Raw genomic sequence first — 23,449 nt, 5'->3', positions numbered from 1 at the left:
TCGATTTCCCCAAGGAACCTCCATGTCCGGGCTTGAACTGTTTGCCGCTGCCCTCGGTGTGATTGCCGTCTGGTTGACGGTCAAACAGAACCCTTGGTGCTGGCCGATCGGTCTGGTCATGGTGCTGCTCTATAGCTGGATCTTTTTTGAGGTGAAGCTCTACTCGGACATGCTCCTGCAGGTGATCTACGCCGCATTGCAGCTCTATGGCTGGTGGCAGTGGACGCATGCGGGGCGCGCGCGTCATGGTCGGCAGGTCAGCCAACTCGATGGTAAATCGGTCGCTTTCAGTCTGGTCATTGGGGCGGTTGGCAGTCTGTTGCTAGGCGCTGTTATGGCGAACTGGACCGATGCTGCACAACCCTGGCTCGATGCGGCACTGACTGGCTTCAGCCTGGTGGCGCAGGTATGGATGGCGCAAAAACGCGTTCAATGCTGGCCGCTGTGGTTCACCCTGGATGTGATCTTCGTCGGGCTGTTTATCTACAAAGACCTGTACCTGACCGCCGGGCTCTACGCGCTGTTCGCCCTGATTGCCGTGCAAGGCTGGCGGGAATGGCGGGCCGATCCGGCGTTGCGCACATGAAAGTTCTGGTACTCACAGGCCCCGAATCCAGCGGCAAGAGTTGGCTGGCAGCCGAGTTACAACAGCATTTCAGCGGTGCCCTGGTAGACGAATATGTACGCTGGTTCATCGAACAAAACCCACGAGACACCTGCCTGGCCGACATTCCGGAAATCGCCCGAGGGCAGCTGAAATGGGAGGACGAGGCACGTGCCCGGCAGCCGCATTTGCTGATTCTCGACACTCACTTGCTGAGCAACATCCTCTGGAGCCAGACCTTGTTTGGCGCTTGCCCGACGTGGATCGAGCAAGCATTGCTGGCACGGCACTATGATCTGCATTTGCTGCTGAGCCCTGAAACCGTGGTCTGGCATGACGACGGGCAGCGTTGCCAACCGCAACTGGCAGAACGCCAAGCGTTTTTCCACGCCAGCCGCCAATGGCTTGACCTGCACCGCCAGCCTTGGCAGGTGCTGCAAGGTGATTGGCAACAGCGCAAGGACGCGGCATTCGAGGCTGTGACACACTTGCTCAAGACCTGACAGCCCCCCCGCCCTGCCGAAAATGTCCATTCCTGAAACACCCACCTCTGCGCAAACCCTCGAGCTAAAGCGGCTCAAGCCCTTCAGCAAGAAAATGTTAAGCCACTGATACAACCTGCCTTCAGCACCCTTAGCGAGCAATACCGCCAGCATCGACGGCGTTTTTGCGTGGCTCTGTCTCAGTGGCGTTACAAAATTTTTTGACTACCTCGACAATTAAAGCCAACCAACTGTTTTTAAAAGAAAAACGAAAACCGGCACACCTTCTGCTCTCTACCTCGCAACGCTGATAAGGGCCAGCGTTCCACTTACAGAAGGAATTGCCGCCGTGGGGAAACTTGTAAACAACATCTATAGCCTCCTGCTGATCGGATGCGCACTGGGCTCAAGTGTCTGCCTGCCTGTACAAGCTGACAACGGCATCATCATTATCAAACGTGATGTCCAACCGCGCATGGCAACGCGTGCGCCGATGATCCCCGACCCTAGCCCCACGACCGCCAATGCCAACCCGTCCAAACAAATCATTAGCCAAACGAACGAGTTGAGCGACGGCGACTTTGCCGGTGTCGCCAGTGGTGCAGGCATCTCCAGCCTGGTTACTCAAAACACCAACAACCTGAGCGGCAGTATCAGCAACCAGACCCAGCTTTCCAACCTCCCCGCCGGACGTTCGGGAAATGCTGGCGGCGGTATTGCCAACATGGTCAATTCCAGCGTCCAGCAGGGCCTGGGTGCCCTGAGAATCGTAACGGGAGACCGTTAAGATGAATCGTACGCTGCTGATAATCGCCATGTTTTGCAGTGCATCGACCTTCGCCCAATCCCCCGTCATCGATAACGCCAACATCGACGGTTCGGGCGCCCAGTACCAAGGCAACCTCGGGGTCAACCAGGCTGCCGGCGACCTGCAGCAGCAGGCGAACGCCCGGGCCATCGCCGTTGGCCATGGAGCCAGCGCGACCACACAGATTCGCCAACGGCTGCATACGGTGGTCGACCCCAGGATCGATGCTCGTTCCAGCATTCAAGGCGACTCCTTCAGCCACGGCAACGGCGTACTGGGCGTGAACCAGAGCGCGGGCGCCAGCAACCAGCAAGCCAATGCCCTGCGTATAAGCATCGGCACACAGCCGCAAAGTATCGACGACAGCGTCCTCAGGCAACAAAACGTGGCGCTGATCACTAACTCCGATCCAACTGACTCTGCACCAGGCTATCGCCAGGTCGCTACCAGCGATCAGGCCTTCACCGGTAGCCGTGGGGTGATCCAGTTGAATCAGAGCGCCGGGGTGGGAAACCGAACGGCCAATACCCTGAGCGTACGGGTCACGGATTGACCCAAACAGGTAGGTACAACACTTAACCTAAAATAAGTACGGAGAACCACCATGAAACCTTCGATGGCAATAAAACCTCTGGTTTTTGCAATCGCTGCGGTCTTGGCTGTTGCTGCACAAGCTGGACAGAACGATCGGCGTGGCCACCATAATGGTAACAGCGATCACCACACTCCTCCTCCAACCTGGATCCATACCGACGCGACCGCCAATGCGAACGACAGGCAGAACAGCACCGGCAACCGCATCTACAACGAAGGGACTCAGAACTCAGCCGAAATGAGCAGCTCTGCCTCAGGCGCGAGCGGCAACGTCGGTGTCAACGTGGCAGCAGGCGCCGGCAACCAACAAGACAACGCGGCCGCCATCGCAAACGCTGGCTCCACCTCCAGTCTCGATAACAGCTTCGTGTTCGGCAATGCCGACGCCAGCGCTCGAGTCACGCAATACAGCAACAACAACAAGGTATGGAACTACGGCACCACAAACTCTGCGGTGATGAGTGGATCGGGCGATGGCAGCAGCGGCAACATGGGCATCAACATTGCTGGCGGCGACCTCAACCAACAGAAAAACACCATGGCAATTGCCAACTCCAACTCCCCACTGGGGAACGCATCGGCCACCGCCTCTGCCAATCAAAACGGTCCTGGCCTGACAGTGAATAACAACGCTGATCGGACCTACCGCGTCGATACGATTACGGTGACCAACACGGCCAGCGGTAGTTTCTCTAAAGATAAGTCGTTCGAGGCAAGCGGCAGTCAAAGCGCTTCTTCGAGCTGGGCGGCGGCAGGTTCCAGGAACTCTGCATCCAGCGGTTCCTTCAGTGCTGATATCAGCGGCTCAAGCAGCAGCAATGCGAGCGGTTCCAACAGCAGCGCTGCGAGCGGTTCCAACAGCAGCACTGCGAGTGGTTCCAACAGCTCCAGTGCAAACGGTTCTTCGAATACTACTTTGAGTGCTTCCTTGAACGCTACTCTGGACGCTGCTGCGGCGGCTTCCAATTCCGTTACCTTCAATAACGGCAATGGTGATCGCACTCGCAGCAGGTCTTCCGACGCATCGCTTACCGCTTCGCTTGGTGCAACGCTTGACGCATCGGTAGACAAATCGTTCAGCGTATCGCGCGATTCCTCGTTCGACCGTTCGCGTGACTCCTCGTACGACAGATCGCACGACTCCTCGTATGACAAATCGCGCGATTCCTCGTTCGCGAAATCGTTCGATAGCTCGTACGACAAGTCGACCGCGTCCTCGTACGATAAATCGGGCAGCAAGTCGTCCGAATCTGCGTACGACAAAGCGAAAAGCTACAGTGAAAGCAGCTCGTATGATTTGAGCAACACCTACTCTTATCAAGTGCTGACTCCAACTGGCTGGGCAAACCCTGTGACCAACACTGCAACCCTGAGCGGTTCGGTGAATGGCGGCAGTGGCAACCTGGGCGTCAACGTGGCTGCCGGTGTGGGTAACCAACAAAGCAACTCGCTGTCCATTGCCAACCAGTCGTTCTAACTGCTGTATCTGGAGGCCCCCTAATGGGGGCCTTTTTCAACACAACCAGAAGGCGTCCCACTATGCGCATTATCGCCTTGGCATTTTTGCTTTGCGTGGCCAGTGTGAGTGAGGCTGCACAACTGCCGTTTTCCGTCCTGCCAGGCGGCGCAGTGGTGTTCAAGCCGATCCAAAGTGTGCGTGAGCGCAAGTTTGCCGACCTGGTGCAACAGAAAACCGACTTCAGTTGCGGCGCAGCGGCGCTGGCGACGATATTGCGCCAGGCCTATTGGCTGGACGTGAATGAAGAACAAATCATCGAAGGCATGCTGTCGCACTCCGATCAGGATCTTGTCCGCGTCCAGGGCTTTTCCATGCTCGACATGAAGCGCTACGTGGAAAGTATCGGCATGCGGGCCCGTGGTTACCGGGTAGCGACGGAAACGTTGAGCGAAATCAAAATTCCGGTTGTGGTGCTCATGGATATCCGTGGCTACAAACATTTTGTGGTCATGCAAAGAGTCCATCAGGGCTGGGTCTATATCGGAGATCCGGTACTCGGTCATAAACGTTACAAAGTCGAAGACTTCGTAAAAGGCTGGAACGGCATCATCTTTGCCGTCATCGGCCAGGGCTACGACAAAGCCAATGCGTTGCTCGATCCACCCCTGCCACTGAGCGCCAAGAACCGCATCAACACCTTCAGCCCGGTGCAAGACGCAGAGTTGATGGATTTCGGATTCATCCAAAGCGACTTCTTCTAATAACAAGGGAGCACGACGCTCCGGGAGCATTCCAATGAAGACTCCAATCTGGCTGGCCGTGGTTTGCCTGGCCGCCAGCCTGCCGATCCAGGCACAGATGTTCAAACCCATTGAACTGAATGATCAGGAATTGGCAACCCTGCGAGGCCGCTATGTCATGCCGGGGCGGATCATCAGTTTTGGCCTTGTCATGACCAGCACTTGGCAAAATGCCAATGGTGAAGTGATCGGGGCAACTTCCTCGATGCAAATTCAACAATCGACCATCCAGCCACAGTTCTATGTGTCGATCATCAATGAAAAAGGTAACGGCTCAGCGAGTTCGCAAGGCACCGGCACCGTCACTGGCGGTAGCGGCCTCAACAGCACCGAAGGCGTCACCCAAGTCGTGCGTGCTGCCGGCGACCATAACACTGCCTACAACAACGTTGATATCAACGTCACAAAGGCTAACCAAGCGCCGAATACGCAACAGCAGGGCCAGGCATTGGCCGCAGGTTCGACATTGGCCGACGCCAATGGCGCGGGTTCGCTGAGCATTTCCTCGACCGGTACGGGTGTGCAACTCAACATCGTGGCCAGCAACAACCAGGGCAGTACCGTACAACGCCTGGCCCAGGGTGGGCTGATGCAGAACACGACTTTGCTCGGTGGTGGCAACCAGGTCCGCAATCTCACGTCCCTCAATATCGTGCTGCGTGACAACGTGGCGACAGGCGGGTCGCTAAACGGCAATCTCGACCAGCTCAAAGGTCTTCGCACTCAAGGATTCTGATCTACGCTCAGTCTCATCAGATGAAGTCAGAAGGGACGGCTAACCCATGCACCGATCGTTAACGTTCAGAGCTATCGTTTGTTTGAGTAGCCTGGCCCCGGCGACACTGCTATACGCAGCACCGGACCCCCAGGTCGAGATACTAAAACAAGAACTCATGGAGTTGAAACAGCGTTACGAAGCACAACAGAACGCGTTGATGGTACTCGAGCAACGCGTTCGCCAAGTCGAAGAAACACCTGCAACACCGGCTCCCAAACGCCTGACCAAATCCCCTGCCGAAACGCCCAAGGGTGGCCAGACGGTGGCCGCCGGTGCGCCGGGAACAACAGGCAGTTCATACGGCCAATCGCTCAAGGATGATTCGGAGCCTGCGCAAAGCGTTTCCAACTTGTATGACGAAGCCAGCGGCTTCTTCGGTGGCGGCAAATTCAGCTTCGAAACCGGCATGACCTACACGCACTACGATACCCGTGCGCTGACGCTCAATGGCTTTCTGGCACTGGACTCGATTTTTCTCGGCAACATCAACATCGACCGTATCAAGGCGGATAACTGGACCCTGGACCTGACCGCCCGCTACAACACGGGACAACGCTGGCAGTTCGACATTAACGTTCCTGTGGTTTATCGCGAATCAACGTATTCCTCCGGTGGCGCCGGTGGCGCAGGACCGGTGACGTCGGACGCCACCGTTACCCGCGACCCGACCATCGGCGATGTGAACTTTGGTGTTGCTTATAAGTTTCTGGATGAGTCGGCCAACCTGCCCGATGCAGTCGTTACATTGCGCGTCAAGGCGCCGACCGGTAAGGATCCATACGGCATCAAGCTGGTCCAGGAACCGAACAACGATAACCTTGCGATTCCCGAGGACTTGCCTACTGGCAACGGTGTCTGGTCGATCACCCCGGGTATATCGCTGGTCAAAACCTACGACCCGGCCGTGCTGTTCGGCAGTCTGGCCTACACCTACAACCTGGAAGACTCTTTCAGCGACATCAGCCCTCAGGTCAACTCCAAGGTGCCCGGGGACGTGAAACTGGGTAATTCCTGGCAGGTCGGCGCCGGTATTGCATTCGCCTTGAACGAGAAGATGAGTATGTCGTTCTCGTTCACCGACCAGTTCGCCCGCAAGAGCAAGATCAAGCCGGACGGTGGCGATTGGCAATCGATTACCAACAGCGATTACAACTCGGCCAACTTCAACATCGGCATGACCCTGGCAGCGACCAATAACCTGACAATCGTTCCCAACCTGGCCATCGGCCTGACCGACGACTCGCCAGATTTTTCCTTCAGCCTGAAATTCCCGTACTACTTCTAATCCGCCACCCACAAAAAACCCGCTTTTCAGGCGGGTTTTTTGTTGTTGATAGCTCCAGGTTTCCAGTGCTTTACCTTGCAGCTAAAAACATGCAGCTCAACGTATCTGATGCTTATGCAACAAACGGTAGAAGGTAGGCCTGGATATCCCCAGCACCTTGGCGGCGATGCTCAAATTATCGCTGTGGCGGTTAAGTACATCGTACAAGGCCTGGCGCTCTGCCCGGTGCTTGTAGTCTTCCAGTGTGCCTATCGGCGCGGCAATGGCCTGCGGTCTGATCAGCCCCAGGTCTCGCGCTTCGATCTGCCGGCCTTCGGCCAGTACCAACCCGCGACGTACCCGGTTGGCCAGCTCGCGAACATTGCCCGGCCAGTCATGCTTGCCCATGGCAATCAAGGCGTCTTCACTGAAGCTGCGCGGACGGCGACCGGTTTCTTGGCTATAGAAATGGGAAAAGTGGTTGGCCAGCATCGACAGATCGCCATTGCGCTCACGCAGCGGCGCGGTCGCGACCTGCAACACGTTCAAGCGGTAGTACAGATCTTCGCGAAAGCGTTTCTTCTCGATCGCCGCCTCAAGATCGACATGGGTCGCGGCCAACACCCGCACATCCACGGGAATCGGCTGACTGCCGCCCACCCGCTCGATGTGCTTTTCCTGGAGGAAACGCAACAGGTTAGCCTGCAGTTCCAGGGGCAGATCACCGATTTCGTCGAGAAACAGCGTGCCGCCATTGGCCGCTTCGATCCGCCCGACCTTGCGTTGATGGGCGCCAGTAAAAGCCCCCTTCTCGTGGCCAAACAGTTCGGACTGGATCAAGTGTTCGGGAATTGCGCCGCAATTGATCGCGACAAAGGGTTTGCTGTGACGTTGGGATTGTCGATGGAGCGTGCGGGCGACCAGTTCTTTACCAGTACCGCTTTCACCACGGATCAATACCGGAGACTCGGTGGGCGCCAGCTTGCTCAGCAACTTGCGCAGTTCGCGAATGGGTTTGCTGTCGCCAAGCAGCTCGTGCTCAGGCTGATCAATGTGAACCGTGCCCTGCCCACGCAGGCGTGCCATCCCGAATGCCCGCCCCAGTGTCACCTGAACCCGGGACACATCGAATGGCAAGGTATGGAAATCGAAAAACCATTCGCAGACAAAGTCCCCGACATTCTGCAATCGCAGGACTTCCTGGTTAAGTACGGCGATCCACTCGGTACCGCTACGGCTGATCAGCTCTTTGACGGCTTCCGGGCGTTCGAGGTGAAAAGGCTGCAAACGCAACAGGCCGACATCGCAGGTTTTGTCGGCAACGTTTTCCAGAGTGCAACTGTCAACGTCCCAACCCACAGAGCGCAAAACCGGCAGTAGACGATGACAGTCGTCGCAAGGGTCCACTACTAACAGGCGTCGTAAGGCAGGCGCTTCGATCATGGCTGTTCCTTGGCGCCAAATTTATGAAATATTATTAAAAACAGTCGTTTGGCGGGTCTGGCTGTAACGTTAGCAATAATTTGACGCGACCTTGTACCGTTTGACTATAGAGAGGTTGCGTTATTAGTTATAAGAAGCGTTTAGTCAGTTACCTAACGAGTCCTTCCTTTCATTCAGCTTTCAAATCCTGTCCGAACCTTGAGCCAATGAAAGAAAGTTGATATTTCTTTTAATTGTATGTGACCCGCCCCCCAGTTGCGGGCATCAGTACAAGTAACCAGCCGAACGGTAAGCCCAACCGACGGCACATCACTTGATTGGGCATACAGAGAGAAAACCCCATGAACGCCCCGCTCCGCATCAACGAAGCTCTTTTGATTGCCGACCGCGCATTCCAACCGTTCCAATGCGTGGCCTGGGCCCCACAAGACGGCAATGGCGAACTCAGCCTGACCGTTATCGATCGCACCAACACCCGCAGCATCGGCCGTAAGCAGATCCCAAGCAGTGCCTATACAGATCCTGCGCAACTTGAATGCCTGCTTGAAGCGGCACGTGCGGAATTGAGCGAGGAGGGTTACACACTCCAATCGTGGTCGATGCCACACTAAGCGTTTTGCGGGTTACCAAACGGTAACCCGCGCCCTCCCCCGATTATTATTTGAACTTGCACGCGCCTAACTACTTGCAGGCTTGTCAGTGGGTCGAAAAGACACTGTTCTGGCACACAGCGACCCTCCGCCTGTTAGTTATGACAGTTGTGCATCCAGGCGTTCAGGGATTGAATGTTTCCTTATACAGTCGCCACCCAAACTCCCGGTTCAGGACGACTCGCAAGGAGCTGCGTGCATGTCAATCCAGACCGCGTTTGCATTACCGGCAACCCTGAACAACGCCGGTAAACTTGATACAACCTTTGCCTCGTCTGGCAAAACCCAGGTGTATTTCGCTGGCAGCCTCTCAAGCATGGCCAACGGGGTCGCGATTGACTCACGTGGCCAGTTGTTGGTGGCGGCGAAGGTCGGGACACCAGGCGGCAGCCGCTTTGGCCTCGCTCGGTTGCTTGAGGACGGCTCGGCAGATTTGGCGTTCGGTAATCAAGGCAGCGTCATCGGGCAGTTTGAACACGGCTTCGAGGCCATGGCCCGTAAAGTCCACGTACTGCCCAATGAGCACATTCTGGTGGCTGGCCTGCACTACGAAAATGCTCACCGGACACTGCCCGCCCTGGCCCTGTTTGATCAGCATGGCCGACCGGTTCAATGTTTTGGCGACAATGGCCGCTGCGTCGTGCGTCTGCCGGGCGACCTTTCCCAAGGCGTGCGTGACACCTGGCTACCACCCGGCGTACCGGGCGCAGAAGCCTGTGATGTCTGCGTGCAGGAGGATGGCCGAATCCTGCTGCAGGCCAATCATCACTTCGAACTGGCCGATCATGTCGGCATGCTGATACGGCTTAACACCGACGGTTCGCTGGACGATTCCTTTAACGGCCGTGGCTTCGTGATTGTCAGGCACTTGCTGATGAACACCTGGCTCAGCAGCCTGATGGTGCAACGAGACGGTCGGATCCTGGTGGGCGGGTCGATCAACTTCCCCGAAGAAGGTTTGCTGGCCCGCTATCACAGCGACGGCAGGCTCGACGATTGTTTCGCCGTCGATGGTTTTATGACCTTCAAGGCACGGGGGTATAGCGCTCAGGTCGGCCAGATCGTCCAACGGGAAAATGGCGATGTGCAGTGCTTTGGCAGCAGCCGCGACCCGATGCATTGCCTGGCACTGAAAGTACACAGCAACGGCCGCCCGGACATTCATTGCAATGGAGGTCAGGCCCAATTGCTGGAAATCGGTCACAGTGGCTGCCAGTGGACCGACGCAAAGGCACTGCCGGACGGCGGCGTGGTGACGGTCGGAGCCACGATCGGCGGCGTCGAGGCGGATTTCATTCTGGCGCGGTATCTACCCGACGGGCAACTCGATCACAGCTTCGGCAATGGCGCCGGCTGGGTTCGCACCCGCCTTGGCCGCAGCCTGGATACCGCGACTTCAGTGGTCCTGCAGGCCGATGGAAACATTGTCGTCGGAGGCTATTCACTGGACGGCAACTATCGAGCGATCGTCGCACGCTATCTGGGGTAGGCCAGCACAGTTCTCCTACACTTGATCTTCCGTTCCGCTTACGGCAAGTTGCGCGCTTCTTAATACAAGGAGTAGCCGATGCCCGGTTCAATGGCTCAGGCGTTCGCGCACAATTTTCTCGGGCATTCACCCCGCTGGTACAAGGCAAGCATTGTCGGTTTCCTGATTCTCAACGCATTGGCGCTGTGGACCGTAGGCCCGGTCGTGGCCGGCTGGCTGCTGGTGCTGGAGTTCATCTTCACCCTGGCCATGGCGCTCAAATGTTATCCGTTAATGCCCGGCGGCCTGCTGTTGATCGAAGCACTGTTGCTGAAGATGACCACGCCCCAGGCACTCTACGACGAGCTGGTGCACAACTTCCCGGTGATCCTGCTGCTGATGTTCATGGTGGCCGGCATCTACTTCATGAAAGACCTGCTGCTGTTTCTGTTCTCACGGCTGCTGCTCGGGATTCGCTCCAAGGCGCTGCTGGCGTTGATGTTCTGCTTCCTGTCAGCGTTTCTGTCGGCGTTTCTTGATGCCTTGACCGTGACCGCCGTGATCATCAGTGCAGCCGTCGGGTTTTACTCGGTGTATCACCGCGTCGCCTCCGGCAACGATCCGCGTCAGGACAGCGAGTTTGGCGATGACCAGCACCTGCCCACACTCCATCACGCCGACCTCGAACAATTCCGCGCCTTTCTGCGCAGTCTGCTGATGCACGGTGCCGTGGGTACCGCACTGGGCGGTGTTTGCACATTGGTCGGTGAGCCGCAGAACCTGCTGATCGGCCACGAGATGGGCTGGCACTTCTCTGAGTTCTTTCTGAAAATCGCCCCGGTTTCATTGCCGGTCCTGGTGGCCGGCCTGGTGACCTGCGTCCTGCTGGAGAAACTTCGCTGGTTCGGTTACGGCACGCTGTTACCGGACAACGTGCGTGCGGTTCTGGCCAATTACGCTGCAGAAGACAATGCCGAACGCACCTCGCGCCAACGTGCAGCGCTCATCGTGCAGGGATTGGCAGCGCTGATTCTGATTGCGGGGTTGGCGTTCCATATTGCCGAGGTCGGCCTGATCGGCTTGATGGTGATCGTGCTGATCACCGCATTCACTGGCATCACCGACGAGCACCGTCTCGGCAACGCGTTCAAGGACGCCATGCCGTTCACAGCGCTGCTGGTGGTGTTTTTCGCGGTGGTGGCAGTGATTCACGATCAGCAACTGTTCACGCCATTGATCCAGTGGGTGTTGGCGCTGCCAGCGGATCAACAGCCGGGCATGCTGTTTATTGCCAACGGCTTGTTGTCGGCCATCAGCGATAACGTGTTCGTCGCGACCATTTACATCACCGAAGTCAAACAGGCCTTCATCTCCGGCCACATGAGCCGTGAGCATTTCGAGACGCTGGCGATTGCGATCAACACCGGCACCAACCTGCCGAGCGTGGCGACGCCCAATGGTCAGGCTGCGTTTCTGTTCCTGCTGACCTCGGCGATTGCACCGCTGATTCGACTGTCGTACGGACGGATGGTGTGGATGGCGTTGCCATACACCGTGGTGATGGGTGTACTGGGGTGGTATGCAGTGAGTTTCTGGCTGTAACACCAATCAACCTGTAGGAGCTGTCGAGTGCAACGAGGCTGCGATCTTTTGATCTTCGCTTGTAAAAGCAACATCAAAAGATCGCAGCCTCGTTGCACTCGACAGCTCCTACAGGGGGCTCAGGGTTTCAGGATATAGCGCTCGATTGCCTGGGCCGCACCGTCCTCGGTATTGGCGCCCGTCACCACGTCCGCCTGGCGCTTCACCGCCTCTTCCGACTGCCCCATGGCGATCGACAAGCCTGCGCGGTGAAACATCGCCGGGTCGTTGCCGCCATCGCCCAACGCCGCGGTCTGCTCCAGCGGCACACCGAGAAATTCAGCCAGTGTTGCCAGCGCTGCACCCTTGTTGGCTTGCATCGCGGTCACGTCGAGATAAATCGGCTGTGAACGGGAGACCTGTGCCTGGCCTTCCACTTTGGGCAGCAGGAGTGCTTCCAGCTCAATCAACAACTGCGTGTTGTTGCTGGTGGCGACGATCTTGTCGATGCGTTCCAGGTACGGCTCAAAACTCTCGACCACCACTGGCGGATAACCCAGGCCGTGCTGTTCACGAGGCACCATTGGGCCGTTCGGATCTTTGAGCAACCAGTCGCCACCACTGAACACCCAGATTTCGATGTCCGGACGGTCGGCAAACAGCGCCAATGCCGTCAGCGCAGCCGTCGCCGGCAAGTAATGCGCGACCAGCAAACTTCCGTCCGGATTGACGATGGTGCCGCCATTGAAGGCTGCCGTTGGCAGGTCGACGCCCAGGGCTTCAATCTGCTGCAACATGGCTTTGGGTGGGCGGCCGGTGGCCAGGCTGAACAGCACCCCCGCCTCGCGCAAGGAGCGGACCGCTGAGAGGGTGCGTTGGCTGAGGCTGTGATCGGGCAGCAACAAGGTGCCGTCCATGTCACTGAGCAGAAAACGGATGGGTTGCGACCTTGTATCACTCATCCGAGACCGTGCCAGACGCGACCATCGCGAGTCAGCAGATCTTCTGCAGCCTGAGGGCCGTCTTCGCCAGCGGCATAGCTCTGCACGCTCGTGTCCTGCTGCCAGGCGTCGAGGAATGGCTGCACGGCGCGCCAGCCATTCTCGATGTTGTCGGCGCGCTGGAACAGTGTCTGATCGCCGGTCAGGCAATCGTAGATCAGCGTTTCGTAGCCGGTGGACGGCTGCATTTCAAAGAAATCCTTGTAGGCAAAGCCCAGTTCGATATTGGCCATTTTCAAGGCCGGCCCGGGCCGTTTGGCCAGCAGGTCGAACCACATGCCTTCGTTGGGTTGAATCTGGATTCGCAGATAGGTCGGCTGCAACTCATCGACCTCGGTATCGCGGAACTGCGCATACGGCGCCGGTTTGAAGCAGATGACAATCTCGGTGTCGCGCACGCTCATGCGCTTGCCGGTGCGCAAGTAAAACGGCACGCCCACCCAGCGCCAGTTGTCGATCATGACCTTCAGCGCGACATAGGTTTCGGTATTGCTGTCGGGCGCCACGTTGTTTTCCTGGCGATAACCCGGCAATGGCTTGCCGTCGATTTCGCCGGGCGTGTATTGGCCGCGCACCGAATTGGCCAGCGCTTCCTCGACCGACCAGGGGCGAATCGCACCGACCACCTTGGCTTTCTCGCCGCGTACCGCATCGGCGCCAAAGGCGGCCGGCGGCTCCATCGCGACCATTGCCAGCAATTGGAACAGGTGATTGGGCACCATGTCCCGCAAGGCGCCAGTGTGTTCATAAAAACTGCCACGGGTTTCCACGCCGACGGTTTCGGCGGCGGTGATTTGTACGTGGTCGATGTAGTGGTTGTTCCAGAATGCTTCGAACAGGCTGTTGGAAAACCGGCTGATCAAAATGTTCTGCACGGTTTCCTTGCCCAAATAGTGGTCGATCCGGTAGATCTGGTTTTCCGTCATCACCTTGAGCAAACAAGCGTTCAAGGATTCGGCAGTTGGCAGATCGGAACCGAAGGGTTTTTCGATCACTACCCTTCTGAACGCTTCTGGCGACTCTTGCAGCAAGCCGGCGGCGCCGAGACGACGCACCACTTCGCTGAAGAAACGTGGCGCGGTGGCCAGGTAGAAGACGGCGTTGCCAGTACCGCTGGCGGCGATTTTCTCCGCCAGCGCTTGATAGGTGCTGTCGTCCAGGAAGTCGCCCTGGACGTAGCTGATGCCTTTGGCCAACTTGGCCCACAAGTCCGGGTCAAGGGCTTGATCGCCCTTGCCGACCTTGGCGGCCACTTCGGCCCGAATGAAGTCTTCGAGTTTTTTCGCAAAGGCTTCATCAGTGATGGCGTTGTGGTCAACGCCGATGATCCGCAGTCCATCCCCAAGCAGACCGTCACGACTCAGGTTGTACAGCGCCGGCATCAGCAGACGCTTGACCAGATCACCATGGGCACCGAATAGAAACAGCGTGGTCGGTGGTGCGGGTTCTGCCTTGGATTTATTGCGGATCAAGCGGGTCATTTTTTCGCAGTCTCCACATGGCCGCCGAAGCCGAAGCGCTGGGCCGAGAGAATCTTGTCGCCAAAGGTGCCTTGGCCGCGCGAACGGTAGCGGGAGAACAGCGAGTTCGACAGCACCGGTACAGGCACCGATTGCTCCATGGCAGCTTCGATGGTCCAGCGACCTTCACCGCTGTCAGCCACTTCACCTGTGTAACCGTCGAGTTTCGGATCGCTGGCCAGCGCGTCGGCGGTCAGGTCGAGCAACCAGGACGACACGACGCTGCCACGACGCCAGACTTCGGCGATGTCGCCTACGTTCAGGTCGAAACGCTGGTCTTCCGGCAGGTTGGTGCTGGCCTTGGTCTTGAGGATGTCGAAGCCTTCGGCGAAGGCCTGCATCATTCCGTATTCGATGCCGTTGTGGATCATTTTCACGAAATGGCCCGAACCGGCCGGGCCTGCGTGGATGTAACCGCGCTCGGCACGATCGTCTTCGGACTTGCGGTCCTTGGTGCGAGGGATGTCGCCCAGGCCCGGTGCAAGGCTCTCGAACAGCGGATCAAGGCGTTTAACCACTTCGGCTTCGCCACCGATCATCATGCAGTAGCCCCGCTCCAGGCCCCAGACGCCGCCGGAGGTGCCGACGTCGACGTAGTGCAAGCCTTTTTCCGAGAGGGTTTTAGCCCGGCGGATGTCGTCCTTATAGAAGGTGTTGCCGCCGTCGATGATGGTATCGCCAGCTTCGAGCAAGGTGCTCAGGGTGTCGATGGTGTCTTCGGTCGGTGCGCCAGCCGGCAGCATGACCCACACCGCACGTGGTTTGGCCAGGCCAGCGACCAGCGCCGGCAGGTCGATGACGCCAGAGGCGCCTTCTGCGGCCAGGGTGTCGACAAAGGCGGTATTGCGGTCGTAAACAACGGTGGTATGACCGTTAAGCATCAGGCGCCGCGCAATATTGCCGCCCATGCGGCCCAGTCCAATAATCCCGAGTTGCATGTGCTGATGCTCCCTACTACAAATAATGTGTGTCAAAGGTTATAGCCCAACGCGACTCATTCGACTTAGTCCAGCGTTGGGGCACATAGTTTCCGGGCATTGTGCCCGATCAAGATTGATAACGTCAGTAATCGCACCGAAGACACAACGACCATGAAAAATAAAAAAGTTCCCTTCCGGGGCAAAAGAAATCAAAATCAGTGCCGATAGTAAGTCAGCACCCGATTCCGGGGCAGGTTTACAGTTGAGGCAGCCATTTGCGAGGTGAGCAATGGGCACAGTACAAGCAGCACGGCCAGCACAAACCCTTTACGTCACGATCCGTCGTGATGAATTACGCCAGTTGAAAGACGAGCGCGACCAGTTGAAGCAGGAGCTCGCGCAATTGCGCTTGTTGACACAAAGCAATCAGGCCCAGCCTTTGCCCGTCACTCACCGTGTGCCTCACGCCTGATCCCCTCGCTTGATTCGGGAGCAGCCCGCTGCTGCTTCCGACCCGCTGCCCCCCTTTACAAACCCAACAACTCCCCCCTTGGCCGACGCGGCGCCGCGCGAGCTGATCGTCGTGCATTCTGGTAAGTGGCAGTTTCTAGTCACGGCCATTGATGATCGGCAACCCTTTTGAGCGCGAGCAAAAGGCATTGATCGACTTCAGCCTGATGAAACCCAAGGCGGTGCCAGGCGCCCCGACAGTCGTTCAGAAGTAATCCTTTCAGGGGCCTGCGGACAATGACCCTGAGCCTGGACTGGACTGGAAGCTCTAGGCGCAGGTAATTCCCATTTGACGGAATCGGCGGATAATGTCCCTTCGACATTGCTTCATGGACGAAAGGACCCGACAACTCGTAGTGGGGCACACCATGAAACGTACAACCATGATCCTCGCCGGCCTGATGATGTTCAGTTCAACCGCTGCATTTGCCGAAGGTGGCGCTGAACGCATGCGGTACTACTTTGAGAGCCTGCGGTTCAGTCAACAACAGGCCCTGGGCCAGGTTACCCAGAGCAATGAACTCAGGGTTCCGAATGATCAAACCGCGCAAGTGACAGAGCACTACAAACCGTAACGACAAAGGGCGTCCTGATGGACGCCCTTTTTCTTTGCTCGTAATACCTTAAAGCGCCTTGGTCCAGAACAACATTCGACCGTGCGCCGGGTCGAACATGCCTGCGGCAAAACCGAACTTGCCATAGGAAGCCTGGGCGACTGCATTACCTTCCAGCACCTCCAGCGTGATTTTGCAGCAGCCGCGCTGGCGGGCGATGTCCTCGACCTTTTGCAGCATTTTCTGGCTCAACCCCAAGCCGCGAAACTTCTTCACCACCGCCACATCGTGCACGTTGACCAGCGGTCGACAGGCGAAGGTCGAGAAACCTTCAAAGCAATTGACCAACCCGGCCGGCTCGCCACCGACAAACGCCAGAACGCTGAACGCGTGGGGACGTTTGGCCAGTTGCGCCGGCAGTTGCTTCAACAAGTCGGCGGACAACGAGTGGCCGCCACCCATCGGGTCTTCGGCGTAAGCATTCAGCACCAGCCCAATAGCCTCGGCATGCACCGGGTTGGTGTAGCTGGCCTGAAGTACAAGAATTTCTGCGGATTCCATTTCCACCCTCGTTCGCACATTAATTTACCCCAGCACGCATCTCGCACTGAAAAGCCGACCGACAATATCGCGGGCACAGCCGTGTCGACAACCCGATCCTGCTGTAATTTTTCGCTCAAGCGCCCCAGATCAACGCCTCGGTCCACCCCAGCTCGGCAAAATCCTCAGCCCTCAAGCCTGACTCACCGGCACAGAAAAACTCATCCAGTTGCGGTGGTTTGACCGAGGTGCCGCTGAGCATGGCGTGAACCTGCCCGCGATGATGAATCTGGTGCTCGAACAGATGGGACAGCAGGCGCAAGCGGCTGTCATGTTGCGGCGTGTCCCGGGCGATGGTCACTATCTTGCCGAGGTCGGCGTCGCGCATTTGCTCGCAGTAGGCAATCAGTCGAAGATCCACCAGGGCTTGTTCGCGCTTGAGGTCTACTGCGTGCGTAAACGGCTCGTCCTGGTTGAAAAACACATAGCATTCGGGATGCGGGTCATCGCCGCGCAACTCCCGCTCCAGCGCATCCAGGTAAAACCAGTCGCAGGTCAGGATGTGATTGAGGGTAGCGCGCAGACTGGGAAAGAAGCTGACCCGCGGTGCCGCCAGCTCGACCGGGCTCAACTGGCTCCAGGCCTTGGCGAGGCGATGATTGGCCCAGGCGTTCTGATAGGCCATGGTCAGCAAATGGTGCGACAGAGGCTGATTCATGTTCGCGGCTCCTTGTTCAAGCTTCGGCGAAACGTTGCAGCTGCATTTCCTGTAAACGGCTGAGGGTGCGGCGGAACGGAAACTCCAGATAACCCTCGGTGTACAACGATTCCATGGGCACCTGCGCTTCGAGGCACAGCGGCACCTTGCGGTCGTAGCACTCGTCCACCAGGGCGATGAAACGCCTTACACCGTCGTCATGCACCGACAATTGCGGCAGCTCACGATCGCCCGCCACCACCCGCTCGACGCCGTCTTCAGTGCCTCGGGCGATGCGCCCTTCGCGCTTTTGCGCGCTGAGGTTGGGCACGTCACTCAACAGAATAGCGCTGAAGGTGTCGCACAGGGCGATGAAATCCATGGCGGCAAACGGCTGTTCACAGAGGTCGGCGTAACGAGTCCAGAGTACGGTTGGACTGGCCTGCACGACATTGAGTGAGCGGTAGCCCACCTTGATCGGGTCACTGGACACCGATTGACCGACGGTCAGTGCCTTGAACACTTCACCCAGAGCGCTGGGTTGCCCCGGTGCCGACACCCAGTAACGTTGCAAACCTTTGCCGGGGTGCAGGCGATGATCTTCGCCGCCATCCACCGCAATCACCTGCATATGTTTCTTGATGGCTTCGATGGCCGGCACGAACCGGTCGCGGTTGAAGCCATCGGCGTACAGCTGGTCCGGTGGCTGATTGGAGGTGCAGACCACCACCACGCCCTGCTCGAACATCACCTGAAACAAACGCCCGAGAATGATCGCGTCGCCAATGTCGTTGACGAACAATTCGTCAAAGCACAGGACCCGCACTTCCTCGCTCAGTTCGCGAGCCAGCGCCTTCAACGGGTCGGCGGTGCCGGTCAGTTGAAACGAACGCTGATGCACCCAGCCCATAAAGTGGTGGAAATGTTGGCGGCGGGCCGGGACCTTCAGGCTTTGGTAAAACTGGTCCATCAACCAGGTCTTGCCGCGCCCGACCGGGCCCCAGAGGTACACGCCAGTGATCGGCGTGCGCCCTTCATGCAGCGCTTCATAGCATTTCTGCAGCGCCCACACGGCATGTTCCTGGGCTTCGTCCTGGACGAAGCCCTTCTGTTCGATGGCCTGTTGCCAGGCGCTTAAGGGGGAGTCGACATTCATGCGCGGCAGTATGCCACGCGGTCTGGTTAGAGAGAGATGTCTAGCCGGGCAATCTTGCCCTGTTCATTCAGGCGAAACATGTAACGCAATTCCAGCGGGCTGCCGGGAAACGTTCCGGAGATGAGGTTATGCACCAGCACTTTGCCGGTGCGTAGTTGGACGTCGAGTACTTCAACCCGTGGCTGGTAACGCTGGGCAGTGTCTTGCATCCATTGCGCGATGGCGTGAGTGCCGACCTGGTGCTGGCCTTCATCGAACACATTGGCATCCTCAGCGAAAAAACTGGCGACCCGCGAGGTGTCGCGGGCATTGGCGGCAGCAATGTAGGCGGCGATGGCGGGTGCCAGTGAAGAGGTGGGATTGGACATGGTTACGGCTCCTTGTTTGTTGATTCTGGAGCCATGCTAAAACAAGCCTGTGTCAGTTCTTGTCAGGAGTGAAGCGCCCTGCTTCGTCCAGTTGCATCTGCTTGCGCCAGGTGCGCAGCAGGTCGCTGCGCCGCCCCGGATAACGCTCGCCCTGCTCGTTCGCTGCCGAGATCCGGTCAGTGCGAAAGGTGCGATAGGCGCTGCGCAATTCACACCAGGCGACGATGATTCGCACCTCGTTCAGAAACCCCAGGGCCAGCGGCCAGATCAGCCGCTGACTCGGCACCTGATTGGCGTCCGCATAATCGATGTGCAGCCTGATCTGATCGCGGATGGCCTGGCGAAACACATTCAGTGGCACCGCATTGGGCGCAAAGCCATAGCCGGGCGGCCCCGGCAACACCGTCGGGTTGCGTAACGCGTCCAGCGCTTCAGGCGCCAATACCGCCGCAATCTTGGCCAGCGCATCCGCCGCAGCCTTGCTCAACACCTCATCCCCGCGCTGATCGACATAGCGCAACCCCAGCACGATGGCTTCGGTTTCATCGGCGTTGAGCATCAACGGCGGCAGAAACAAACCGCTGCGCAGCACGTAACCGATCCCTGCTTCGCCGTAGATTGGCGCGCCAAGGGCGGTGAGTTCGGCGATGTCGCGGTACAGCGTGCGCTCGGAAATCCCCAATTCGCCGGCAAGCGTCGCCGCGGTCACCGGACGACTTTTGCCGCGCAGCACTTGCAACAAGGTCAGTAAACGAATGGTACGCGACACGATCGGCAGGCTCTGTCCGTAAAAGTTGTCGGAGCTTAGCAGACGACCCTGTCAGAAAGTGGCAGTAGCGTTGTGGCCGGTGGTCGGCCCTTTTCTTGCGAATGGAGAAGTACCTTGACGCCAGATATTACCGGCATCATATTAAATACATGTCGATAGACATTTATATTCGATCCCAACGTCTTTCCCTTCAGGAGTCATCCCATGCATTACAAAGTCTTCGGTCGCAAAACCGGCTTGCGGGTCTCGGAACTGGCGCTGGGCGCCGGTAATTTCGGCACCGGTTGGGGCCATGGCGCCGAGCGCGACGAAGCCAAACGCATCTTTGATGGCTACCTGGAGGCCGGCGGCAATTTCATCGACACCGCCAACGGCTATCAGGCTGGCCAGTCGGAAGCCATGCTCGGCGAGTTCATCGCAGCGGAACGGGATCGCCTGGTTATCGCCACCAAATACACCCTGGGGACCACGCCGGCTGCGGGCATTTCCCACACCGGTAACAACCGCAAGAACATGGTTCGCGCCGTGGAAGAAAGCCTGAAACGACTCAACACCGACCACATCGAGCTGTTCTGGGCCCACATGAGCGATGGCGTGACGCCGATGGAAGAAATCCTGCGTGGTTTCGACGATCTGGTTCGCGCTGGCAAAATTCACTACGCCGGGCTGTCAAACTTCCCGGCGTGGCGCATCGCTCGGGCCGATTTGCTGGCCGAGATTCGCGGGTTCTCACCGATTGCGGCGATTCAGGTGGAATACAGCCTCGCCGAACGCACGGCCGAACGTGAACAGCTACCGATGGCCGAAGCCTTGGGCCTGGCCGCTACGTTATGGTCGCCGTTGGGTGGCGGGTTCCTCACCGGCAAGTACCGCACCAACGATGGCGACAACCGCGCCGCCAAACTCGGCATGCTGATCCACGCTGAGAAAAGTGCCCGTGAAACCGCCCTGCTCGACACCTTGCTGGCCGTCGCCGCAGAACTGGGCGCCAGCCCGACGCACGTGGCCATTGCCTGGCTGCGGGAAAAAGCCAAACGTTCGACCACGGCACTGATTCCGATTCTCGGCTCTCGGACCCGTGAGCAATTGGATGCGACCTTGGGTGCGTTGACTGTGCAATTGAGTGCTGAACAGGTGTCGCGGCTTGAGGGTGTCAGCGCTGTGGCGATGGGCGTGCCCCATGAATCCATTGCCGGGTCGATGGCGCGATTTACTGGGGCTGAAACTCTAGACCTGCCGATCATCCCAGTGGCCTGACACAGTTCAAATGTGGGAGCGAGCTTGCTCGCGATAGCGGCCTTTCATTCAACACATCTGTTGCATGTGCCGGCCCCATCGCGAGCAAGCTCGCTCCCACATTTTGTTTTGTGTATTACCGGTCGACCTTATGTTTAGCCGCATACAAACAAAGCATTTCCATCGCCAACGTCGCCGCCGCCAGTGAGGTAATGTCCGCACTGTCGTAGGCCGGCGCCACTTCCACAACGTCCATCCCCACCAGATTAATCCCGCGCAAGCCACCCAGGATTTCCAGCGCCTGCACCGTGCTCAAGCCGCCGCACACCGGCGTCCCGGTGCCTGGAGCGAAGGCCGGATCGAGGCAATCAATGTCAAACGTCAGGTACACCGGGTTATCACCGACCCGCGCGCGAATGGCCTCGACAATCGCATCAACACCACGTCGATGCACTTGCCGCGCATCCAGCACTTGAAAGCCCTGGTGATCGTCATTGGTCGTGCGCAAACCGATCTGCACCGAACGTGACGGATCCACCAACCCCTCCTTGGCCGCGTGCCAGAACATCGTGCCGTGGTCGACGCGCTTGCCGTCTTCGTCCGGCCAGGTGTCGCTGTGTGCGTCGAAGTGGATCAACGACAGCGGACCATGTTTACGCGCATGGGCTTTGAGCAGCGGATACGTGATGAAGTGATCCCCGCCGAACGTGAGCATCGCGCTACCGGCGTTGAGAATGTGTTCGGCATGGGCTTCGATGCTTTCCGGCACCGACTGCGGAGTGCCGTAATCGAAGTCGCAATCGCCGTAGTCGATGACCGCCAGATGGTCGAACGGGTCGAACGTCCACGGCCAGTGACGTTCCCAGGCAATTCCGGTGGACGCGGCACGAATGCCGCGCGGTCCGAAACGCGCACCGGGGCGGTTGCTGGTGGCGGTGTCGAACGGGACACCGCTGACCGCTACGTCGACGCCGCGCAAGTCGCGACTGTAGCGACGACGCATGAAACTGGTGATACCGGCGTAGGTACTTTCGGCGGCAGTGCCATAGAGGCTGTCGCGGGTCATGGCCTGATCGTTTTGCATCGGGACGTCCATCTCAGGTTCCTTATTATTGGCGGCTACGGAAAGTGGTCCACAAGCGAGTGCGTTGACGCAGGTCCTTGAGGCTCATGCTGCGGTCGGCGTACAGCAGACCGCGAACGTCGGCGGGTGGGTAAATGTCCGGGTCGGTGCGAACCGCCTCATCCACCAGCGGCGTTGCTGCCTGGTTGGCTGTGGCAAAGAACAGGGTGTTGGTCAGCGCCGCGACGGAGTCCGGGCGCAACATGAACTCGATAAAGGCGCGGGCCGCTTCGGGGTGTGGGGCGTCCCTGGGGATTGCCAGGTTGTCCTGCCAGACCAGCGTGCCCTCTTTCGGAATCCGGTACGCCACTTCGAACGGTTTATTGGCCTTGCGCGCCTGATCGGCCGCCATGCTGGCGTCGCCGTTGTAGGTCAACGCCAGGCATACGCTGCCGTTGGCCAGATCGCTGATCTGCCGACCGGTCGCGACGTACAGCACATTGGGTTGCAGCTGATGCAACAACGCCTCGGCAGCTGACAGATCAGCCTTGTCGGTGCTGTAGGGATTTTTACCCAGGTAATGCAGCGCCAGGCCGACTACTTCCTGGGGCGAATCGAGAATGGCGATGCCGCAATCTTTCAGTTTGCTGGCGTACTCAGGCTTGAACAGCAGGTCCAGGCTATTGAGCGGCACATTTGGCAAGCGCTGTTTCACCGCTTCGACATTCATCCCCAAGCCCAGGGTGCCCCAGGTGTAAGGCACGCCATAACGGTTGCCGGGGTCGACGGCGGCGAGTTTTTCCAGCAAATCCGGATCGAGGTTGGCGTAACCCTTGAGGCCTTCGTGGGGAATCTCTTTCAACGCACCGGCTGCCAGTCCGCGGGCCAGCACACTGGACGACGGCACGACCACGTCATAACCGCTGCCACCGGTGAGCAACTTGGTTTCGAGCACTTCCGAAGAATCGAAGGTGTCATAACGCACGTGGATGCCGGTTTCCTGCTCGAACCGCTGCAAGGTTTCAGGCGCTACGTAATCGGACCAACTGTAGAGATTCAGGACTTTTTCCTCGGCCAGGGCCGATACGGCCATGGCGAGGAACAGCGCGGGGAAACACAGCTTGAACATGGGAGCCATGACGGAACACCTGACCAGATGAAGTGGATGCAGAATGCGCCGTCGG

25 protein-coding genes are annotated in these 23,449 nt (G+C 58.2%); 14 read left to right on the top strand and 11 right to left on the bottom strand.

The annotated features are described in order from the left end of the window. Nucleotides 1-22: 22 nt before the first annotated feature. From pnuC to EAH74_RS11895, 8 genes are all read left to right on the top strand, one after another. On the top strand, nucleotides 23-586 hold the full coding sequence (gene pnuC / locus EAH74_RS11930) for a nicotinamide riboside transporter PnuC (protein ID WP_140678543.1): 564 nt from the start codon (nucleotides 23-25) through the stop codon (nucleotides 584-586). Continuing rightward, entirely contained in the window at nucleotides 583-1,107 is a 525-nt protein-coding gene (locus tag EAH74_RS11925; protein WP_140678541.1) for an AAA family ATPase, read from the top strand. The genes pnuC and EAH74_RS11925 overlap by 4 nt, the downstream gene beginning before the upstream one ends. A 328-nt stretch (nucleotides 1,108-1,435) precedes the next feature. Next, nucleotides 1,436-1,873 carry a hypothetical protein gene (locus tag EAH74_RS11920; protein WP_123365009.1) on the top strand — a complete coding sequence of 146 codons (438 nt, stop codon included), beginning with the start codon at nucleotides 1,436-1,438 and terminating at the stop codon, nucleotides 1,871-1,873. Between the two features lies 1 nt (nucleotide 1,874). Beyond that, entirely contained in the window at nucleotides 1,875-2,447 is a 573-nt protein-coding gene (locus EAH74_RS11915) for an adhesin (protein ID WP_140678539.1), read from the top strand. Nucleotides 2,448-2,498: 51 nt separating this feature from the next. After that, complete coding sequence (locus tag EAH74_RS11910; RefSeq protein WP_140678537.1) at nucleotides 2,499-3,965, top strand: heme utilization protein; 1,467 nt, start codon at nucleotides 2,499-2,501, stop codon at nucleotides 3,963-3,965. A 62-nt stretch (nucleotides 3,966-4,027) separates the two neighbouring features. Continuing rightward, a complete protein-coding gene (locus EAH74_RS11905) occupies nucleotides 4,028-4,708 on the top strand; it encodes a C39 family peptidase (RefSeq protein ID WP_140678535.1) in 681 nt (226 codons plus the stop codon). A 34-nt stretch (nucleotides 4,709-4,742) separates the two neighbouring features. Then, nucleotides 4,743-5,483 carry a hypothetical protein gene (locus EAH74_RS11900; protein ID WP_140678533.1) on the top strand — a complete coding sequence of 247 codons (741 nt, stop codon included), beginning with the start codon at nucleotides 4,743-4,745 and terminating at the stop codon, nucleotides 5,481-5,483. 46 nt (nucleotides 5,484-5,529) lie between these two features. Next, nucleotides 5,530-6,810 (top strand): transporter, encoded by a 1,281-nt coding sequence (locus EAH74_RS11895; protein ID WP_140678531.1) that lies wholly within the window; start codon nucleotides 5,530-5,532, stop codon nucleotides 6,808-6,810. A gap of 96 nt (nucleotides 6,811-6,906) precedes the next feature. On the opposite strand, the gene EAH74_RS11890 is transcribed toward EAH74_RS11895, so the two are convergent. Continuing rightward, nucleotides 6,907-8,232 carry a sigma-54 dependent transcriptional regulator gene (locus EAH74_RS11890; protein WP_140678529.1) on the bottom strand — a complete coding sequence of 442 codons (1,326 nt, stop codon included), beginning with the start codon at nucleotides 8,230-8,232 and terminating at the stop codon, nucleotides 6,907-6,909. 341 nt (nucleotides 8,233-8,573) lie between these two features. Here EAH74_RS11890 and EAH74_RS11885 point away from each other — a divergent pair, with 341 nt between their 5' ends. The 3 genes from EAH74_RS11885 to nhaB all read left to right on the top strand — a co-directional run bounded on the left by EAH74_RS11885 (nucleotide 8,574) and on the right by nhaB (nucleotide 11,952). Continuing rightward, nucleotides 8,574-8,843, top strand: a complete 270-nt coding sequence (locus tag EAH74_RS11885) for a hypothetical protein (RefSeq protein ID WP_140678528.1) — start codon at nucleotides 8,574-8,576, stop codon at nucleotides 8,841-8,843. 238 nt (nucleotides 8,844-9,081) lie between these two features. Continuing rightward, a complete protein-coding gene (locus tag EAH74_RS11880; protein WP_140678526.1) occupies nucleotides 9,082-10,371 on the top strand; it encodes a hypothetical protein in 1,290 nt (429 codons plus the stop codon). Nucleotides 10,372-10,449: 78 nt separating this feature from the next. Continuing rightward, nucleotides 10,450-11,952: a sodium/proton antiporter NhaB gene (nhaB, locus tag EAH74_RS11875; RefSeq protein ID WP_140678524.1), complete on the top strand. Its 1,503-nt coding sequence runs from the start codon at nucleotides 10,450-10,452 to the stop codon at nucleotides 11,950-11,952. Between the two features lie 119 nt (nucleotides 11,953-12,071). Here nhaB and EAH74_RS11870 read toward each other — a convergent pair whose 3' ends face one another. From EAH74_RS11870 to gnd, 3 genes are read right to left on the bottom strand one after another with little or no spacing between them, the layout of a single operon-like run. After that, nucleotides 12,072-12,893: an HAD family hydrolase gene (locus tag EAH74_RS11870; protein ID WP_140678522.1), complete on the bottom strand. Its 822-nt coding sequence runs from the start codon at nucleotides 12,891-12,893 to the stop codon at nucleotides 12,072-12,074. Further along, nucleotides 12,890-14,413 (bottom strand): glucose-6-phosphate dehydrogenase, encoded by a 1,524-nt coding sequence (gene zwf, locus EAH74_RS11865; protein ID WP_140678520.1) that lies wholly within the window; start codon nucleotides 14,411-14,413, stop codon nucleotides 12,890-12,892. The genes EAH74_RS11870 and zwf overlap by 4 nt, the downstream gene beginning before the upstream one ends. Next, nucleotides 14,410-15,390, bottom strand: a complete 981-nt coding sequence (gnd, locus tag EAH74_RS11860; RefSeq protein WP_140678518.1) for a phosphogluconate dehydrogenase (NAD(+)-dependent, decarboxylating) — start codon at nucleotides 15,388-15,390, stop codon at nucleotides 14,410-14,412. Before gnd ends, zwf begins: the two co-directional genes overlap by 4 nt. A 271-nt stretch (nucleotides 15,391-15,661) precedes the next feature. Between gnd and EAH74_RS11855 the strand changes: the two genes are divergently transcribed. Next, entirely contained in the window at nucleotides 15,662-15,844 is a 183-nt protein-coding gene (locus EAH74_RS11855) for a DUF6026 family protein (RefSeq protein WP_008149922.1), read from the top strand. A gap of 406 nt (nucleotides 15,845-16,250) precedes the next feature. Continuing rightward, on the top strand, nucleotides 16,251-16,457 hold the full coding sequence (locus tag EAH74_RS11850) for a hypothetical protein (protein WP_140678516.1): 207 nt from the start codon (nucleotides 16,251-16,253) through the stop codon (nucleotides 16,455-16,457). A gap of 48 nt (nucleotides 16,458-16,505) precedes the next feature. On the opposite strand, the gene EAH74_RS11845 is transcribed toward EAH74_RS11850, so the two are convergent. From EAH74_RS11845 to EAH74_RS11825, 5 genes are all read right to left on the bottom strand, one after another. Continuing rightward, nucleotides 16,506-16,997, bottom strand: coding sequence for a GNAT family N-acetyltransferase (locus tag EAH74_RS11845; RefSeq protein WP_140678514.1), 492 nt, complete (start codon nucleotides 16,995-16,997; stop codon nucleotides 16,506-16,508). A gap of 115 nt (nucleotides 16,998-17,112) precedes the next feature. Next, the gene (locus EAH74_RS11840) at nucleotides 17,113-17,694 is read right to left on the bottom strand and encodes a DinB family protein (protein ID WP_140678512.1); all 582 of its coding nucleotides are present in this window, start codon (nucleotides 17,692-17,694) and stop codon (nucleotides 17,113-17,115) included. Nucleotides 17,695-17,710: 16 nt separating this feature from the next. Beyond that, nucleotides 17,711-18,829, bottom strand: coding sequence for a cell division protein ZapE (gene zapE, locus EAH74_RS11835; RefSeq protein ID WP_140678510.1), 1,119 nt, complete (start codon nucleotides 18,827-18,829; stop codon nucleotides 17,711-17,713). 26 nt (nucleotides 18,830-18,855) lie between these two features. Beyond that, nucleotides 18,856-19,197 carry a nuclear transport factor 2 family protein gene (locus EAH74_RS11830; RefSeq protein ID WP_140678508.1) on the bottom strand — a complete coding sequence of 114 codons (342 nt, stop codon included), beginning with the start codon at nucleotides 19,195-19,197 and terminating at the stop codon, nucleotides 18,856-18,858. 52 nt (nucleotides 19,198-19,249) lie between these two features. Beyond that, nucleotides 19,250-19,966 carry a helix-turn-helix transcriptional regulator gene (locus EAH74_RS11825; RefSeq protein ID WP_140678506.1) on the bottom strand — a complete coding sequence of 239 codons (717 nt, stop codon included), beginning with the start codon at nucleotides 19,964-19,966 and terminating at the stop codon, nucleotides 19,250-19,252. 204 nt (nucleotides 19,967-20,170) lie between these two features. Between EAH74_RS11825 and EAH74_RS11820 the strand changes: the two genes are divergently transcribed. Then, a complete protein-coding gene (locus EAH74_RS11820; RefSeq protein WP_140678504.1) occupies nucleotides 20,171-21,223 on the top strand; it encodes an aldo/keto reductase in 1,053 nt (350 codons plus the stop codon). A gap of 115 nt (nucleotides 21,224-21,338) precedes the next feature. On the opposite strand, the gene speB is transcribed toward EAH74_RS11820, so the two are convergent. Both speB and EAH74_RS11810 read right to left on the bottom strand, forming a co-directional pair. Continuing rightward, on the bottom strand, nucleotides 21,339-22,298 hold the full coding sequence (gene speB / locus EAH74_RS11815; RefSeq protein WP_140678502.1) for an agmatinase: 960 nt from the start codon (nucleotides 22,296-22,298) through the stop codon (nucleotides 21,339-21,341). Nucleotides 22,299-22,311: 13 nt separating this feature from the next. Beyond that, entirely contained in the window at nucleotides 22,312-23,403 is a 1,092-nt protein-coding gene (locus tag EAH74_RS11810) for a polyamine ABC transporter substrate-binding protein (protein WP_140678500.1), read from the bottom strand. Between the last annotated feature and the right edge of the window lie 46 nt (nucleotides 23,404-23,449).

Origin of the sequence: Pseudomonas mandelii, from assembly GCF_006438925.1 — a bacterium.
Lineage (GTDB): Bacteria > Pseudomonadota > Gammaproteobacteria > Pseudomonadales > Pseudomonadaceae > Aquipseudomonas > Aquipseudomonas mandelii_C.
The sequence above is the reverse complement of the archived record's forward strand: the minus strand, read 5'-3'. Positions and strand labels throughout refer to the sequence as shown.